The sequence below is a fragment of the Paracoccus alcaliphilus genome (assembly GCF_028553725.1).
GTDB classification, from domain to species: Bacteria; Pseudomonadota; Alphaproteobacteria; order Rhodobacterales; family Rhodobacteraceae; genus Paracoccus; species Paracoccus alcaliphilus.
In genome coordinates this window covers 1-15,607 of record NZ_CP067126.1, presented here as the reverse complement: position 1 = coordinate 15,607, position 15,607 = coordinate 1, and the positions used below count along the sequence as shown (strand labels likewise).

General features: G+C 63.7%; 16 protein-coding genes. 3 read left to right on the top strand and 13 right to left on the bottom strand.

Annotated elements, in window-relative coordinates; translation table 11 throughout:
- Positions 1 to 75: 75 nt before the first annotated feature.
- The 4 genes from JHW40_RS20440 to JHW40_RS20425 form a co-directional block, all read right to left on the bottom strand.
- A complete protein-coding gene (locus tag JHW40_RS20440; protein WP_026155396.1) occupies positions 76 to 1,008 on the bottom strand; it encodes an IS5-like element ISPpa3 family transposase in 933 nt (310 codons plus the stop codon).
- 317 nt (positions 1,009 to 1,325) lie between these two features.
- Positions 1,326 to 2,354: an IS110 family RNA-guided transposase gene (locus JHW40_RS20435; RefSeq protein ID WP_090618173.1), complete on the bottom strand. Its 1,029-nt coding sequence runs from the start codon at positions 2,352 to 2,354 to the stop codon at positions 1,326 to 1,328.
- A 19-nt stretch (positions 2,355 to 2,373) separates the two neighbouring features.
- Positions 2,374 to 3,081: a hypothetical protein gene (locus JHW40_RS20430; RefSeq protein WP_090615786.1), complete on the bottom strand. Its 708-nt coding sequence runs from the start codon at positions 3,079 to 3,081 to the stop codon at positions 2,374 to 2,376.
- 120 nt (positions 3,082 to 3,201) lie between these two features.
- Positions 3,202 to 3,918 carry a hypothetical protein gene (locus JHW40_RS20425; protein ID WP_090615792.1) on the bottom strand — a complete coding sequence of 239 codons (717 nt, stop codon included), beginning with the start codon at positions 3,916 to 3,918 and terminating at the stop codon, positions 3,202 to 3,204.
- 581 nt (positions 3,919 to 4,499) lie between these two features.
- Here JHW40_RS20425 and JHW40_RS20420 point away from each other — a divergent pair.
- Together JHW40_RS20420 and JHW40_RS20415 are read left to right on the top strand one after the other, a co-directional pair.
- A complete protein-coding gene (locus JHW40_RS20420; protein ID WP_170851911.1) occupies positions 4,500 to 5,153 on the top strand; it encodes a DUF1007 family protein in 654 nt (217 codons plus the stop codon).
- Positions 5,141 to 6,025, top strand: a complete 885-nt coding sequence (locus tag JHW40_RS20415; RefSeq protein WP_090615801.1) for a nickel/cobalt transporter — start codon at positions 5,141 to 5,143, stop codon at positions 6,023 to 6,025. Before JHW40_RS20420 ends, JHW40_RS20415 begins: the two co-directional genes overlap by 13 nt.
- 6 nt (positions 6,026 to 6,031) lie before the next feature.
- On the opposite strand, the gene JHW40_RS20410 is transcribed toward JHW40_RS20415, so the two are convergent.
- From JHW40_RS20410 to JHW40_RS20390, 5 genes are all read right to left on the bottom strand, one after another.
- Complete coding sequence (locus JHW40_RS20410; RefSeq protein ID WP_090615804.1) at positions 6,032 to 7,240, bottom strand: metallochaperone AztD; 1,209 nt, start codon at positions 7,238 to 7,240, stop codon at positions 6,032 to 6,034.
- A 29-nt stretch (positions 7,241 to 7,269) separates the two neighbouring features.
- Positions 7,270 to 8,199 (bottom strand): zinc ABC transporter substrate-binding protein AztC, encoded by a 930-nt coding sequence (gene aztC, locus JHW40_RS20405; RefSeq protein WP_211657383.1) that lies wholly within the window; start codon positions 8,197 to 8,199, stop codon positions 7,270 to 7,272.
- Between the two features lie 24 nt (positions 8,200 to 8,223).
- Positions 8,224 to 9,090, bottom strand: coding sequence for a zinc ABC transporter permease AztB (gene aztB, locus JHW40_RS20400; protein WP_090615812.1), 867 nt, complete (start codon positions 9,088 to 9,090; stop codon positions 8,224 to 8,226).
- Complete coding sequence (gene aztA, locus JHW40_RS20395) at positions 9,090 to 9,893, bottom strand: zinc ABC transporter ATP-binding protein AztA (RefSeq protein ID WP_090615815.1); 804 nt, start codon at positions 9,891 to 9,893, stop codon at positions 9,090 to 9,092. The genes aztB and aztA overlap by 1 nt, the downstream gene beginning before the upstream one ends.
- 83 nt (positions 9,894 to 9,976) lie before the next feature.
- The gene (locus JHW40_RS20390; RefSeq protein WP_090615818.1) at positions 9,977 to 11,752 is read right to left on the bottom strand and encodes a glycosyltransferase; all 1,776 of its coding nucleotides are present in this window, start codon (positions 11,750 to 11,752) and stop codon (positions 9,977 to 9,979) included.
- 178 nt (positions 11,753 to 11,930) lie between these two features.
- Here JHW40_RS20390 and JHW40_RS20385 point away from each other — a divergent pair, with 178 nt between their 5' ends.
- Positions 11,931 to 12,677 (top strand): sulfite exporter TauE/SafE family protein, encoded by a 747-nt coding sequence (locus JHW40_RS20385; protein WP_090615822.1) that lies wholly within the window; start codon positions 11,931 to 11,933, stop codon positions 12,675 to 12,677.
- 12 nt (positions 12,678 to 12,689) lie between these two features.
- Here the strand turns inward: JHW40_RS20385 and JHW40_RS20380 are convergent, their stop codons facing one another.
- The 4 genes from JHW40_RS20380 to JHW40_RS20365 all read right to left on the bottom strand — a co-directional run bounded on the left by JHW40_RS20380 (position 12,690) and on the right by JHW40_RS20365 (position 15,607).
- On the bottom strand, positions 12,690 to 12,845 hold the full coding sequence (locus tag JHW40_RS20380; protein ID WP_170851912.1) for a hypothetical protein: 156 nt from the start codon (positions 12,843 to 12,845) through the stop codon (positions 12,690 to 12,692).
- Between the two features lie 22 nt (positions 12,846 to 12,867).
- Positions 12,868 to 13,074 (bottom strand): hypothetical protein, encoded by a 207-nt coding sequence (locus JHW40_RS20375; RefSeq protein ID WP_090615825.1) that lies wholly within the window; start codon positions 13,072 to 13,074, stop codon positions 12,868 to 12,870.
- A 92-nt stretch (positions 13,075 to 13,166) separates the two neighbouring features.
- Entirely contained in the window at positions 13,167 to 14,291 is a 1,125-nt protein-coding gene (locus JHW40_RS20370) for a ParB/RepB/Spo0J family partition protein (protein ID WP_090615829.1), read from the bottom strand.
- Positions 14,288 to 15,607, bottom strand: a complete 1,320-nt coding sequence (locus JHW40_RS20365; RefSeq protein WP_090615832.1) for an AAA family ATPase — start codon at positions 15,605 to 15,607, stop codon at positions 14,288 to 14,290. Before JHW40_RS20365 ends, JHW40_RS20370 begins: the two co-directional genes overlap by 4 nt.

Below are 15,607 nucleotides of genomic sequence, written 5' to 3'. Positions count from 1 at the left end.
CGCCTCGGTGGCGATATCGGCGGCGTTGTTGCAGAAGTCAGTGTGTGAGCGCAGTTTTCCCTTTCCGCGTTGAGTTCATGCCACGCGTTTGATCTCGGCGGATCCGAGGGCATTGAAGCGGTTCATGAGGGCGATGCGGATATGGATTTCGGCGGTCTGGCGGTCCGGGTCTCGTGATGAGATGCGTTCACCGAAGGCCTTGAGGCAGCGCATCCTTGCCTCGATCCTGCTTCGGACGTGATAACCTGACCAGCGCTTCCATATGGCCCTGCCCAAGCGCTGGGTTGCCCGGAGGATCTCGTTGCGCGCCCTGGCTGCGGGGCAATCCTCCTTCCAGAGACGGCCATTCCTCCGGATCGGGATGATAGCGGTGCCGCCTCGATCCAGGATCGCGGTGTGGCAGCGTCGGGTGTCAAAGGCACCGTCGCCGGTGACGGTGCCGATCTGTTCATCCTCTGGGATCTGGTTGAGCAGGTCGGGCAGAACAGGGCTGTCGCCTTCACGGCTTGAGGTGAATTCGACGGCGCGGATGTCACCTGTAGCCGTGTCCATCGCCAGATGAACCTTACGATATTGGCGTCGGCGATGCGGGCCATGCTTGCGGGCAAGCCATTCCCCATCACCAAGAAACTTGATCCCGGTGCTGTCCACCAGCAGGTTCAGCGGCCCCGGCGCACGGCGGCTCGTGATCTGAACCGTGATGCGCTTCTGCCTGCGGCTCAGGGTCGAGAAATCGGGCACCCGCCAGTCGAGCCCGGCCATCGAAAGGATGCTCGCCACCATCCCTGTCGTTTGCCGGAGAGGCAGGCCGAACAGAACCTTCACCATCAAGCAGAACTGGATCGCGGCATCAGAGAAGACCGGCGGCCGACCATTGCATCCGGATTTGGGTGCGCGCCAAACCATGTCCTTGTCCAGCCAGATCAGAAGGGACCCGCGCCGCTTCAAGGCATCGTTGTAGGACTTCCAGTTCATCGTGCGGTAGCGGGTGGGCTCAGGCTTGCTCATACTCGCCCCTTAGCCCACTGGATTCGCAGTGTGAATCCCTCAGAAAACGGAGTTCTGCAACATGTATAACCGCCCCTTGCGCAAGAGGGTTTGTGGATCAGTTTCGCGCGCTGTCGGGTGCTGACATGTATCCGGCCTCTGTTGCGGCCATCGTCATGCCGCCGGCCCGTATGGTGTTCGCGGATCAGGTCCCAAATCAACGCCGCGTGCTCGAAGGCACTTTGTTGCAGGCTGGTTCCTCTGATCCCGTCTCACGACCGTTGCGCCAAACGTCTCCTTGCCCTCTTTTGCTCCGACGTCCTCGCGACCTTGACGGCTTATGCCGCTGCGGCCGGAGCTTTGTAGACGTCACCGTGGGCCATCAAAGCCCAGACGATGCGCGCCATCTTGTTCGCCAGCGCTACCCGCACCAGCATGGGTGGCTTGCGCGTCAGCATTCCGCCCAACCAGGTGCCTGGCCGAGCCGAGGCATGAACGTGCCGCTTGATGACCACGCTGTTGGCGCCGATGATCATCAAGCGCCGCAGGGACCGTTCCCCCATCTTCGTCGTGGCGCCAAGCCGCTGTTTGCCGCCCGTCGAGTGCTGGCGGGGCGTGAGCCCGAGCCATGCTGCAAAGTCCCGCCCCTTCCGGAAGAGTTCAGGCGGGGGAGCAAGTGTGGCGATGGCCGTTGCGATCAGGGGGCCGATGCCCGGGATTGTCATCAAGCGCCGCGCGACTTCGTTATCCTTGGCCCGCCGGCTGATCTCGGCGTCCAGCTTCCCGATCTCCGCTTCGAGGTGTCGGAGCGCCGCGACCAGCACATCAAGTGTGGCGATGGCATCGGCGGGCAGACCGCTGTCGGGGTCCTCGATGATCGCAATCAGCCGAGCCGCGTTGCCAGCACCCTGCGGCACGATCTGACCGAACTCGCCCAAATGCCCACGCAGGGCGTTGATTGCCTGTGTGCGCTGCCGGATCAGAAGTTCCCGGATGCGGAAGACCATTGCCGCCCCCTGGGTCTCCTCACTCTTTACGGGCACAAAACGCATCGTCGGGCGTGTCGCCGCTTCGCAGATGGCCTCGGCATCGGCCATGTCGTTCTTCTGGCGCTTGACGAAGGGTTTGACATAGGCAGGCGGGATCAGCCGCACCTCGTGCCCGAGCTTGCCAAGCTCGCGGCCCCAGAAGTGCGCGCCACCGCAAGCTTCCATCGCGACAACGCAGCTCGGCTGCTGGCTGAAAAACGGCAGAACCTGATCCCGCCTCAGTTTCTTGCGAAAAAGAACACGCCCCAAGGCATCAGCCCCGTGAGCCTGGAACACATTCTTCGCCAGATCGAGCCCGACAGTGATAACCTCCGACATGACCGCTCTCCTATGTGGATCATCGCAAACCCACCCTGGCACACAGATGCCGTCGGGGGGCGGTTACACCATCAACGCCGCCCAGATGTAGCGCGATTTCCAGATGGGTGCCGCGTGAGAATACCTTGCTCCACTTGGTCCCCATCACCGCCTTCAGCGGTTCCAGATCATCAGGCGCATAGTGGAAGAACACCTTCACGCCCTTACCGCTCGGGCTGATCTCGGCATAGGATGCGAAGCGGTCGACAACCTCTTGCGCCCACGGTTCAAGCGTTTTGCTGACGGGATCATAGCAGGAGTCGAGGTCAACGCCGCCCATCCGCAAGGCGGCTTCACCGCCAAGAAAGACGCCCACGCCCTTGCGCCCCTCAGTTTTGAGCCGCGCGGCAACGTTGCGGGCATCGGCGCGATTGATCCACGTTGACGGATCGTCAGACGCTGATTTGCTGCCGGTCGAGCGATACGGCACTTTCGTGACGCGCCCTTTTACTTCCTCTTCGCGCCATGCGGTCCAGATGCGCGAATCAGCAGGGAAAGTCTCGCCGCCCAGCAGGTCATCATGATCACCACCCTGTTGCGAGGCCGGCGCGATTGCTGTATTGTCTTTGGCAGGGATGACTTCCTGTCTTATTTTAGAGCCGTTGCGGGGACCAGCCGCTGCGGCTCTCTCTATTTCAGGGGTGCCCCCCAGCAGGTCGCTGAAATCGTCGTGATGTCGCATATCCATGTGCGAGTCCTCCGTTGAGGCCCCGCAAGCGGTTTGACGAATCTATAGAAACCCTATGAAAAACAGCGGAACGAATCCGGGCGGTTAGACAATGCAAGTGATTGTTTTCGCTTACTTGAGTCATATGTCGCCGGTCAGGACCTGGGTTACGAAATCCAGCGTGATCACCCCATCCGCCGGGATCGGGCCGGTAACGTCGCAGGTCACCGTATTTCCGGCGATCGAGCAGCCTGCGGGCATGGTGATGTCATGCGACAGGGCGGCGGGCAGCAGCATGGTGAATCTGGTACTGCCCCCGTCATATGGCCCGTGATTGGTGATCACCGCCTGAAAGGACAGGAACTCCCCGGCCTGAATGCTGGCGGGCGCCACGAATCCCAGTTCCAGATCGGCGCCGACCGTGACGGTGGTGTTTTGCGTCAGGATGTCCTGACCGTCGACCTGCCCGCTGAAACCGATGGTTCCGGCCAGGCTCGGCACGACCAGAACCGTCGCCTGCACCTCCTCGCGCGGGGCGAGGCTGGGGATCTGGCAGGTGATGTCGGCGGGTCCGGTGATCGCTGGCGCGGGTTCGCAATTCAGCAATCCGCCACTGATCCCGGTATAGGTGGTATTCGCCGGAATAGTTAAAGTTATATCCCGCGCATCCGTCCGGATATTCCCGCCGTTCTGAATACGAACCGCGTAATTGATTTCCCCGCCCGCAGGGATCGGATCATAATCGGTATCGGTGATATTCATCGTCAGGCCTTGCGCCTGAGCAGTCCCCGCCATCAGCAGGATGACAAGAACCAGACCCGCCAATGCGTTGAACAGGGGAAGGCTGATTTTCTTCATCGTTCCGTCTCCGGGGCGGGGCCCGACGTCGGCGATGAACAGACCAAGAGAGCCTGCAAAAACTCGTTGCAGGGTGCAAAAATCACTTGGAACAACCGTTTACCGCTTACTTCGAACCGTATTGATCTATGTGCTATCTAAGCGGCTTCTTACCGAACCGCTCCTCTCTTTCAAGCAAAAACTCGCCGATAGCGTGCAAATAGTTGCACAGGATGCACACTCATAGCGACCGATATCGCGACAAACACACGCATAGGGTGTTCTATAACGCCATGAATTTGCGCGATAATGCCGGTCACTCGCCTTGCCGAAGATGTGTGTGCGCGCAGGCCATGACCGGATTTGGCGACGGCAAAAGTTAACAATCAGCAAATCCAGATGACGGCGCATATCTGGCAGCGTGTCGTCCCGAAGAAAAAGGCGCAGATCGTATCGTTAAAATATTAATAATTCGTTAACCGTGACAAATTTAACCAACTGCGACACGTTTTTTTCTGGTCCGCTGCGGGCGATTCGCGCCGTTCCGCCCACCCACCAAGGCTTGAATTGCCTTGCCCCGGCCGCATGCGCTAAGTGGGCGCGTGTTACGCATCGTTCCCCTTTTCGCCCTTGTGGCGCTGGCCCCGGTGGCCGCCCTCGCGCATCCGCACATGTTCGTGGATGCCGGGATGACGCTGCGTTTCGACGATCAGGGCCGTCTGGGCGCGGTGGGCGTGGTCTGGGTCTATGACGATTTCAGCTCGATGCTGATCCTTGGCGATCTGGGGTTAGCCGGCGATGCCGACGGCAACCTGTCCGAGGACGAGCTGACCGTGCTGACAGAGGCCGCCCGCGACTGGCCGCAGGATTTCGAGGGCGATCTGTATCTGACCCAGGACGGCGCGCCGCTGGAACTGTCCGGGCCGCTGGAGGCGCGGATCCATTATCGCGACGGCCGCCTGATCGAGACCCATCTGCGCGCCGTGATCGCCCGCCCCGACCCGGCAGAGGCGCCTGTCTCGGTCAGGATCTATGACCCGGTCTATTACACCGCCTATTCGCTGACCGCCGCGCCCCGCATCGTCGGGCGCGAGGATTGCCGGGTCACCGTGGATGAGGCCGATCTGTCCGCCGCGCAAAAGCTCTATGCCGACGAACTGGCCACTCTGGACGCCATCAGCGCCAGCGGCGAGGTTCCGATGCCCGAACTGGGCCATGCTTTCGCCGATGAGGTCAGCCTGCAATGCGCGCCCTGATCCTGACTTTGCTGGCGCTGGCCGCGCTGGTGGGGCTGTTCTTCGCCGCCGGGCTGGATGCCGGTCTGTCGCAATGGATCACCTCGACGCAGCGCGATTACCAGAATGCGCTGGCCGGGGCCCTGCGCGGTCTGCGCGCGGGCGCGCCGGGGGCGGTTACGGGCTTCATGTCGATCTGCTTTGCCTATGGCTTCCTGCATGCGCTGGGGCCGGGGCATGGCAAGGCGGTGATGGGCGCCTATGCGATGGCCAATGACGGCACCTTGCGGCGGATGGTCTGGCTGGCCGTCACCGCCAGTCTGGCGCAGGCCACCGTCGCGGTGCTGCTGGTGCATGGCGCGATCTTGCTGCTGGGCGGGGCGCGCGACCGGATCGAGGGGCTGGCCACGCAGATCGAACCCCTCTCGGCGCTGGCCATCGGCGCGCTGGGGCTGCTGTTGTTGTGGCGCGGCGTCCGGCGGCTGCGGGACAATCGCCCGCACCACCATCATCACCACGACGCGCATTGCGGCTGCGGCCATGCCCATGCGCCGGATGCCGATCAGGTCCGGCAGGCGCGCAACTGGCGGGAAATGCTGGCGCTGGTGCTGGGCATCGCGATGCGGCCCTGCACCGGGGCGCTGTTCCTGCTGCTGATGACATGGCGGCTGCAACTGACCGGGATGGGCATCGCCGGGGCCTATGTCATGGGCGTGGGCACGGCGATGGTGACTGCGCTGGCGGCGGCGATGGCCGTGGGGATGCGGCGCGGCGTGATGATGTCGGCGCCCAGCCTTGGCCGGGCGCCGGTGGTCTTTGCCGGGTTGGAAATCGGGCTGGGCCTGCTGATCGGGCTGGCCGGTCTTGCGGCCTTCAGGGGCGGCTGGTTCTGACCGCCGTCAGTGGCTCAGCCCGCTGCCGCCGACCACGGTCAGGTTATAGGGCTGGCCCTCGACCTCGATGGTGCCGATCTCGCTCAGATCTTCGGTCGATATCCGGCGCACCAGCCCCGCGCGCGGGTCGCTGACCACGATCTCATCGCCCGCCATGGCAATGCGCGGGCGCGGGTCGTTCCAGTGACCATCCATCGAATAGGGCTCGGTCACGCTTTCGCTGGCGGCGATTTCGGCATTCAGCAGGTCGATGCGGTGCAGGGTCCCGTCCTCGGTCAGCACATAGCCATGCGCGGGCCGCACCGGGTCCAGCGCGAAATCAATGCGACGGAAGGGCAGCTCGATCCGGCGGAAATGCGGCTGATCCACCGGGTCGATCACCACCAGCCCGTCAGCGCCGTGATTGCCCAGAAACACCTGAATCGCGGTCGAGCCCAGCAGGGTACCGGTTGTCACATCCTGCGGGAAATCCTCGGGATAGGGCAGCATCTCGAAGACCGGCGCACCCCCGGCGATGGTGGCGGTCAGCACGCCCTCTTCGCAGCCCGCCGCCAGAAAGGCGCCGGAAAACGCCTCGCCATGAATGCCGGTGCATGGGGCCAGATCGCCCACTGCGCTGCCATCGGCCTGAAACTGTTGCAGACCCAGCCGCGCGCCCTCTCCATCCGCCGCCACCGTGCCCAGCCAGACCGGACCCAGCGGGGCGACAAAGCCGTGATGCGGATAAGATTGCGGGAAATTCGCCTCGCCGATGGTGCCGCCTGCCAGCGCGCTGGCCTCGATGATCCCGGCATAACCGCCCTTGTCGTAATTGATCACCACCTTGCCGCCGTGATCGACCAGATGGAACGGGCGCGGGCCGGTCAGCGGCGCGCCCAGCATGGCCGGATCGCTGACCTCCAGATCGGTATGGTCGCCGTGGTCATGCAACTCGATCCCGCTGGAGATGAAATGCACATGATCGTCATCCGACTGCACCGCCGCCACGACCGCGCCACCGGCGACCGCAAACAGCTTTGCCTGACCGGCAAGATCAAAGCTCCAGCGATGCTCGGGCTCGGTCAGATCGAAGGCGGTGACCAGCGGCTTGTCGTGATCGCCGACAAAAACACGGTAATGGGTCAGATCGTCGTCATGGTCATGGCCCTCATGCGCAAAGGCGACGGGCGCAAGGATCATCGCGATGGCGGTCGAGGTGGCGAATTTGCGGAACATGCTGGTTCTCCTGTTCATGTCGTCAGTGGTCAGCGCGGTGCCAGCGCGGACAGGATCGAGTCGGCGTTGTGGCGCATCATCGCCAGATAGCCGGGCGCCGGGCCGTCCTCTGCCGACAGCGCGTCGGAATAGAGCGTGCCCGCGATTTCCAGATCCGTCTCGGCGGCGATCCGGTCCAACAGCCGCGTATCCGAGATGCTTTCGGCAAAGATCGCCCCGGCATCGTGCTGGCGGATTTCCCGGATCAGGCCGGCGACATCGGCGGCCGAAGCCTCGGCCTCGGTCGAGACCCCCTGCGGCGACAGGAAGGTGATGCCATAGGCGTCCTCGAAATAACGAAAGGCGTTATGGGCCACGACCACGCTGCGGCGTTCGGGCGGCAAATCCGCCACCGCGTCGCGGATATGCTGGTCCAACGCCGCCAGTTCGTCATTGTAACGCGCCGCATTCGCCCGGTATTCCTCGCATCCCCCGGCATCGGCGGCGCAAAAGGCCTCGGCAATATTTTCGACATAGACCTGCGCATTCGCAACCGATTGCCAGGCATGGGGGTCCTGTGCGGCAGCGTGAAACACGGCCTCGTCGCCGTTCATGTGGTAATGCCCGCCCGCCGGATCATCCAGCACATGCGCCCCCTCGGTCAGCGCGATGATCGGCGCGTCGGTGCCGCTGGCCGCGATCAGCCGCGACAGGAACCCCTCGAAAGACAGCCCGTTGGTCAGCACCACATCGGCACCGGCCAGCGCCATCGCATCCGCCGGCCGCGGCTCATAGACATGGGCGTCCGATCCCGGCCCGACCAGCACCTTCAGGTCGATATGCTCGCCGCCCACCTGTTGCGCGAAATCGCCGATGATCGAGAAACTGGCCACGACATTCAACCGCTCGGCCTGCGCGGCGACGGAAAATAACGATGTTATAACATAGCAAATTATACCGGGAAGAAGCCTGTTTTTCATGGTCATCTCCTTGATTTCATGGGGTCAGGCGGTCCGGTGGGACCGACGCGGCAGCAGCGGCACCAGCAATCCGCGCGGCGCGAACAGCACCGACAGCGCATAGATCGCCCCGGCGCACAGAATGATCGCCGGGCCGGACGGCAACGAGACGTGATAGGACAGCAAAAGCCCGCCAAAAGAGGACAGCATTCCGATCGCCACCGCCAGCAGCGCCATCGGCAGCACGCTTTGCGTCCAGAAGCGCGCGGCGGCGGCAGGCACAACCATCAGCCCGACCGACAGCAGCGTCCCCAGTGCCTGAAATCCGGCGACGAGGTTCAGCACCACCAGCCCCAGAAAGGCGAAATGGGTCAGCCCGCCAAGGCGAGAGACCGAGCGCAGAAACAGCGGATCAAGACATTCCGCCACCAGCGCCCGCCACAGCGTGGCCAGCGTCAGCCCCGTCACCCCCGCCACCAGAACGATCAGCCACAGCGCCGCGTCGTTCAGCGCCAGAACGGTGCCGAACAGCACATGCATCAGATCGACGCTGGAGCCGCGCAGGCTGACCATCACCACCCCGATGGACAGCGAAATCAGATAGAAGGCGGCCAGCGAGGCATCCTCTTTCTGCACCGTCAGCCTTGCCACCGCCCCGGCGCCAAGCGCCACCGCCGCACCGGCCAGCAATCCGCCGATGGTCATCGGCACGATCTCCAACCCATACAGCATGAAGCCCGCCGCCGCGCCGGGCAGGATGGCATGCGACATGGCATCACCGGTCAGGCTCATCCGGCGCAGCATCAGAAAGACGCCGACGGGACAGGCCGACAGCGACAGCAGCAACGCCCCCAGCAGTGCCCGCTGCATGAAGCCGAATTCGGTGAAGGGCGCGATAAGCAGTTCCTGCATCAGGCCGCCCCCTGCCCCAGCACATGAGCATGGGCGGCGTGGCTGTGACCGGCATGTTCCTCGGGGTCGCACCAGGGCGCGCTGTCATCCCACGGTTCCTGAAACTGGCGGGCGCGGCGCAGGTTTTCGGGCGTCACCACCGTTCGCGTATCGCCCCAGGCGATGGGGCGGCGCGCCAGCAGCAGGGTTTGCGGGAAATGCGCGCGGACCAGATCCATGTCATGGGCGACGACGATCACGGTGCGGCCTTCCTCGTGCCAGCGGCGGATCAGCACGATCAGGTCGCGGATGGTCTTTTCGTCAACGGCGTTGAACGGTTCGTCCAGCAGGATCAGATCGGCATCCTGCACCAGCACGCGGGCGAACAGCGCCCGCTGCAACTGCCCGCCCGACAGGCTGTCAATGGACCGGTCGCCGAAACCGCCCAGACCCACGGCCTCCAGCGCATCGCGCACCGCCCTGCGATCGCAGGCACGGTGGCGGCCCAGCAGCCCGCGCTTCTGCCACAGCCCCATCGAGACCAGATCGACCACCCGCGCCGGAAAGCTGCGATCCAGTTCGGATTGCTGCGGCAAATAGCCGACGCTGGTGCCCGGCGTGATCCGGCAGGAACCGCTCATGGCGGGCAGCAGGCCGACGATGGTCTTGATCAGCGTCGATTTGCCCGACCCGTTCGGCCCGACAATCGCCATCAGCGTCCCGCGCCCGATCTGCCCCGACAGGTGATGGACGGCGGCATGGCTGTTATAGCCCACGGTCAGATCGGTGAATCTGATGCAGGTCTGGGGCGTCTGAATGTTCATCTCGGGTCTGTCCGGCCTTTGGCGGATTCGGTTATGAGATGTTATTACATCGTGGCGCGATCAGGGCAAGGGCCGCATCGCATCTATCCGACCGCGGTCTTAGGCTGGGCCGTGCCATCAGCCCTGCCCGCCAGATGGCGGCGCAGTTCCGCCGCCATCGCCGGACGGTTCATCGCCGCAAGCGCCACCTGCAAACGCGATGCCAGCCGGGGATCGTCGCGCGCCACAGCCTTTTTCGTCACCCCGCCAAGGAACCGGCGAAAGCTGCGCGCCTGCCGGTACAGCTGATAGAAACGCGCCGGGGTCATCCCGCCTTCGACACATTCATCGACGAAACGGGACAAGACGCCGATCTGACCCAGAAACTGCGCCGTGAAATGCGCGGCATGGCGCGCGCGCAGCAGCTCGACATGCCGCCCCGCCAGCCGCTCGGCATGCCTGCGGTCTTCGGCAACCTCGGGGTCGTAAACGATCCAGGCCTTGCGGGTATCGCGCAGCCCGACCGCGCCATCGGCGAAGGGACCGGACCAGTCGGCGCGCGAGCCGCTGGGATAGCGCCGGTCCCAATCCGCCAGCTTCGGGTCCAGCGTGGATTGCGGCGAAAAGGCGATGACCGTGCTGCCCGGCGCCAGCGAAGAAAACGCGCAGGCCGCATAGGCCCCCATCGAGACGCCCGAAAAGACGACCTTGCGATAGCCCTCGAAAAAACCCCCGTCGCGCAGCCGCAACAGATGGGCGAACAAGTCGGGCGAGCGGAACCAGTCCGGGCGAAAGGCCATGACCCCCAGACTGGACCAGCGCCGCTGCTCGGCCAGCCCATAACCCCAGGGGTCGCGCAGCCTGTTCTTGTCACGCGCGCGGGACAGATCATCGAAGCCGACATAAAGGACATCGCGCTTGCGCCGCGTATGCTGCAACGCAAAGCTGTCCTCGGCAATGAAGAAGCCCCTGCGATATCGCGACGTGGCCATCGCATGCAGCCAGAACGGCACGGGGGGGTGATGCGGATGCGACTGCGCCATCGGCACGTCGGTCTGCAAGGCGCGTGGCAGCCCGACCAGCACCTTGGCACGGGCCGTCAGAAACGGAAAGTTCTGCGCCAGCCGTTCGGCGATCTGGCCCTCATCCAGCAGGACAAAGCCGCGCTTTTTTGCCATCTCTGGCGTGAAGGTCGTATCGTTGATGCCGCTGTGGGACACCAGCGCCAGACGGTCGGGAATGATGCAGGACCTGAACCGCTGCTCCAGCGCGAAATGACCGAAGCCGAAGATGCTTTTCGTATCATGTTTCAGCGCCAACCCCACCGCCAGAAACCTGACCGGCCAGTGATAGGTCGCGGGCGTATTACCCACCGTGGCGCAATACAGAACCCCGCCAAGCGAGATCGCAAAAGGCTCGGGCGAATCCAGCATCGGCTGCGCATGGGCCTTCAGCTGCTCGATGTAATCGGCGCAGAGGCAATCGTCGTCATCCAACCGGAACTGGATCGTATCGGCCAGCTTCAGGCGCAATTCGCGATAGACCCGCATCTGGGCCTCGCCGACAGAGGACAGTCCGAAAAACCGCAGAACCACCTGCGGGATCCGCGCGCAGATATCCTCCAGCCGGTCGCGATAGTGCTGCGGCATCATCTCTGACGCCAGCACAAGGAAACGGAAATCCTGATCCGTCTGCGCCCGCAGCGAGGCCAGCGTCAGATGTTCGAAGGATTTCAGCCGCGCCTCCATCCGTTCGGGGGTGAACAGATGTTCCGCCTGCTGCATCGCGATCGCCGCGACCTCGGCATCGCTTTTGCCGCGATAGGCCTTCCAATCCCCTCGGCCAACCAGTGAAAAGCGGCAGATCCCGACAATGTTCATTTCTGCTAACCAACGTTGAAATACTCGAACCCATCGGCTCCGCGCCCGTGCTTAGCCTATAAGCATAATGCTTGAAAGCATTGTGACAGGCTCAGCCGGAAATTGTGCAATCCGGCTCGTACCACCATTTGCACTTTCTGCATAAACCGGCAATCTGGCGACGAAGAAAGAGGGTCCCATGTTTTCGATTATCGTTCTTGTCGTCGCGGGCCTTGCGGCGGGCGCGCTGAATGCCGTCGCGGGGGGCGGCACCTTCCTGTCATTCCCGGCGCTGGTCTGGATCGGCGTACCGCCGGTGATGGCCAATGCGACGGCGACACTGGCCGCCCTGCCCGGCTATATCGGCAGCGCATGGGCCTACCGGCAAGAGATCGGATCGCGTGGCCCGATCCCGATGCGCGCCATTATCGCAATGGCGGTGCTGGGCGGGTTTCTGGGCGCCTTGCTGCTGCTGATCACCCCGCCCGAGATCTTCGTCAGCGTCGTGCCCTGGCTGCTGCTGTTCGCGACGGCGGCGTTTGCCACAGGGCCGTCGCTGCTGCGCCGCTTCACCCGCTCGGGCGGCGGGCTGGCCGGAGGGGCGGCGCTGGCGCTGTTGCTGGCGGTGTCGATTTACGGGGGGTATTTCAACGGCGGGCTGGGCATCATGCTGCTGGCCGCCTTCGGCTTTACCGGTTTCACCGACCTGCATCAGATGAACGGGCTGAAGAACGTGATCTCGGCCATTCTGTCAACGGTGTCGGTGGCGACCTATATCGCGGCGGGACTGATCGCCTGGGAATCGGCGGCGATCCTGGCGCTGGCCTGTACCGTGGGCGGCTATCTTGGCGCCCATGCCGCGCGGCGCATCACCAATATGGCGGCGCTGCGCGTGTTCATCACCCTTGTCGGGCTGGCCATGGCGGCGGCCTTCTTCACGCTGTAACGGCGCGAAGGGTCACATCCGGATAGAGCGGAAATTGGCCTCGGCGATGCCCAGCACGTTCAGGTCCAGCCGGTCGGGCTGCTGACGGTTGCGGGCGGCAGCCGCGACCGAGGCGGCGGCACGGAAAATGGCGAAAAATTCGACGATCCTGGCGAAAATGCGGTGCATGGCGAAACCTGTCTCTGAAGTATCATTGGTGGTGATACAAAGATGGGCCTTCGCCGCCGTTTCTGCAACGCAGCATAAGCTCATGGCCGCCATGCAGCAGGCGAATGGCGGGCGGCACCCGGTTGGTGTTCAGGATCCACAGCAGCGTCACCGACATGAAGGGCATGAACATCGCCCCGAATACGTCATTCGCGTTCTTCCGCGCCAGTTCCGGCGCACTTGCCGCCATTGATGATCGTTATTTATATCCGCAGTAATAGACAATAATGCGGATTACCCTGACAATGACAGGGAAAGGGATAACCTTCCCCGTGGGGAAGGTCACTCCAGTTGCTCCAGCAGCGAGGCCACAGCCGCCTCCAGCCGCCGCCGGTCGATGGCGGAAAAGTCGCGCGCCAGCCGGATCTCCAGCCGTCCATTGGCGGCGGTGCATTTGGCGCTGCCCTGCGGACGGGCAATCTGGAAGGTGGTCTTGGCCTTGGCCGCCTGCCCCGCCGTCTGTCCCGGTGGCGCGGCGGGGGCGCTGCGCTGGGGCGCGGCATCGGCACCACCCCCCTGCCCCGCAAAGCGCCGCAGCACGTCCAGTTCCTCCTTGATCGAGCGCGTGTCCCAGTCCTTGAACTCGGCCCTGATCGCCGCTGCCGTTCCCGACACCTCGGCCAGCCGCTGCGACAGCGCCAGCCCCAGCGCCCGCGGGATCTCTTGCGGATACAGCAGCGTCTCGCCCAGGGCTTCGACCAGCGTGATGAAGTTGCGGATATAGCTGCGCTTCTGATACCCGGCCGAGCGGAACAGGATCGCCACCGCCTTTTCGGGATCATTCTCGGCGGTCAGCGGGTCCATCGCATAGTGAACCGCCAGCTGCGCCATCTCGGCAAACGAAATGTCCTTGCGGACCATGTTCTCATCCACCATGCGCTGATACAGACGCTCCAGATCGTCGCCACGGGCGGAAATCCCCGCCGGGATCCGGCCCCAGCTTTCAACGTCGCCGGTCTCTTCCAGCAACTGCCGATAGGCAGACAGGCGGCGCCAGCCCTGAATCAACTCAAACCGCCCGTCCCCGGCAGGCTCGACCCGGATCGGGTTCGACAGCCCGATTTCGCGGATCGACTCGACCAGTTCCGCCAGTTCGTAATCCGGCCCCGCCGCGCGGTCGCGGATCAGTTTGGTGGTGTCGATGGCGTCCAGCGCGATCAGATCGGTAATCAGCCCGGCACGCTTCAGGCGCACATGCTCTTGCGCCAGCGCGTCGTTTTCGGCCCGGATCCGCGCCTCGAGCGCGGCGCGGTCTCGGGTCGATTCCGCCGTCTCGGCAATGGCCGATGCCATCGGCCCCCGACGCATCGACTTGGTTTCCGGCGCGGGCCCAACCTTCCCCGCGGGGAAGTCTTCCGGCCCGTCATCCGGCACCTCGATATCAAACATGCGGCGTTTCCTGCTCATGCCGTCGCCTCCAGTTCGGCCTCATCCAGCCGCGCCCAGGCCTCCATCACATGGCCGCGAAACTCGTCATAGGCCTGATCGAAGGTCGCCCGCGCGCGCCGCCAAGTGCCCCGCGTCATCTCGCGATAGTCGATTTCATAGATCGACGACAGGAAACGCCCCGACTGCTCGACCGCGCGGGTCAGCTCGATCGGGTGATCCGCCATACGGTCGCCGAACACCTGCTTGAAGGCGTTGAACATCGCCTGATGCAATTCGTTTGACGGCTCATAGCGGGTCATCAGGAAGCGGATATCGGAAAAGACCTTCGGCAGCGCGATCTTCCCCGTGGGGAAGTTTTCAAAGCCATGCGACAAATCCTCCAGCGCCTCGGCCAGCTGGCCGATGAAACTGGTGGTCGAGTCATATTCCCAGTATCCCGGCCCCGAGGGGATATAAAGCATGTCGGCAGCAAAGACCGCATTCATCGACTGATAGCCGATGGCAGGCGGGCAATCGAACAGGATCAGGTCATAGGCATCATCGGCCAGCCCGTCCAGAAACCGCGACACGGCACCGAAGAAGGTCCATTCCGGGTTCAGGTGGCGATACTGCGCGCTGGCGAACTCCACAAAGGCCGCATTGGCGCAGCTGGGCACGATGTCGATGGTCGGCCAGGCGGTCGGCTTGATGAAATCCGACGGGCGCAGCGTACCCAGACCCATGTCGCGGATCGAGGCCGGCAGCTTGCGGCGGGGCAGGGCGGTTCCGCTCTCGGCGCCACTGGCGGCACTGTTCATGCGGTCGGTCTCACGTTCCAGATCGCGGGCCATGATGCCCCAGACGGTATGGTCCTCGCCCACATCGTTCAGCCCCATCGAATGGGACAGCGTCGCCTGCGGGTCGAAATCGACGACCAGAACCCGGTATCCGTCCAGTGCGGCGGCATGGGCGAAATGCAGCGCCACCGTGGACTTGCCCGCGCCGCCCTTGAAATTGGCGATGGCGGCGCGGAAGGCGCGTTTGCCTTCGGGGCGCGGCGGCATCAGCGACTTGCGGCTGATCCTGATCCTGCGGCGCAACTCGTTGATCTCGTCCAGCGAGAACCAGCGCTGGCGCCCATCCTCTTCGACTTCCCCGAGGGGAAGGTTCGGATCGGCGGCCAGCTTGCCGCGAAAGGTGGACTGGTTGATGCGAAAGATCAGTTCGGCCACCTCCCAACTGGAAAAGCGGCGCAGCGTCTTTTCATTCGAGGGGCTGAAGGTCTGGCGGCGGATCCAGCCCTGCATCTTCAGCGACTGGGCCTGCAACCTCGATAGGTCTTCATGCGTGTACAT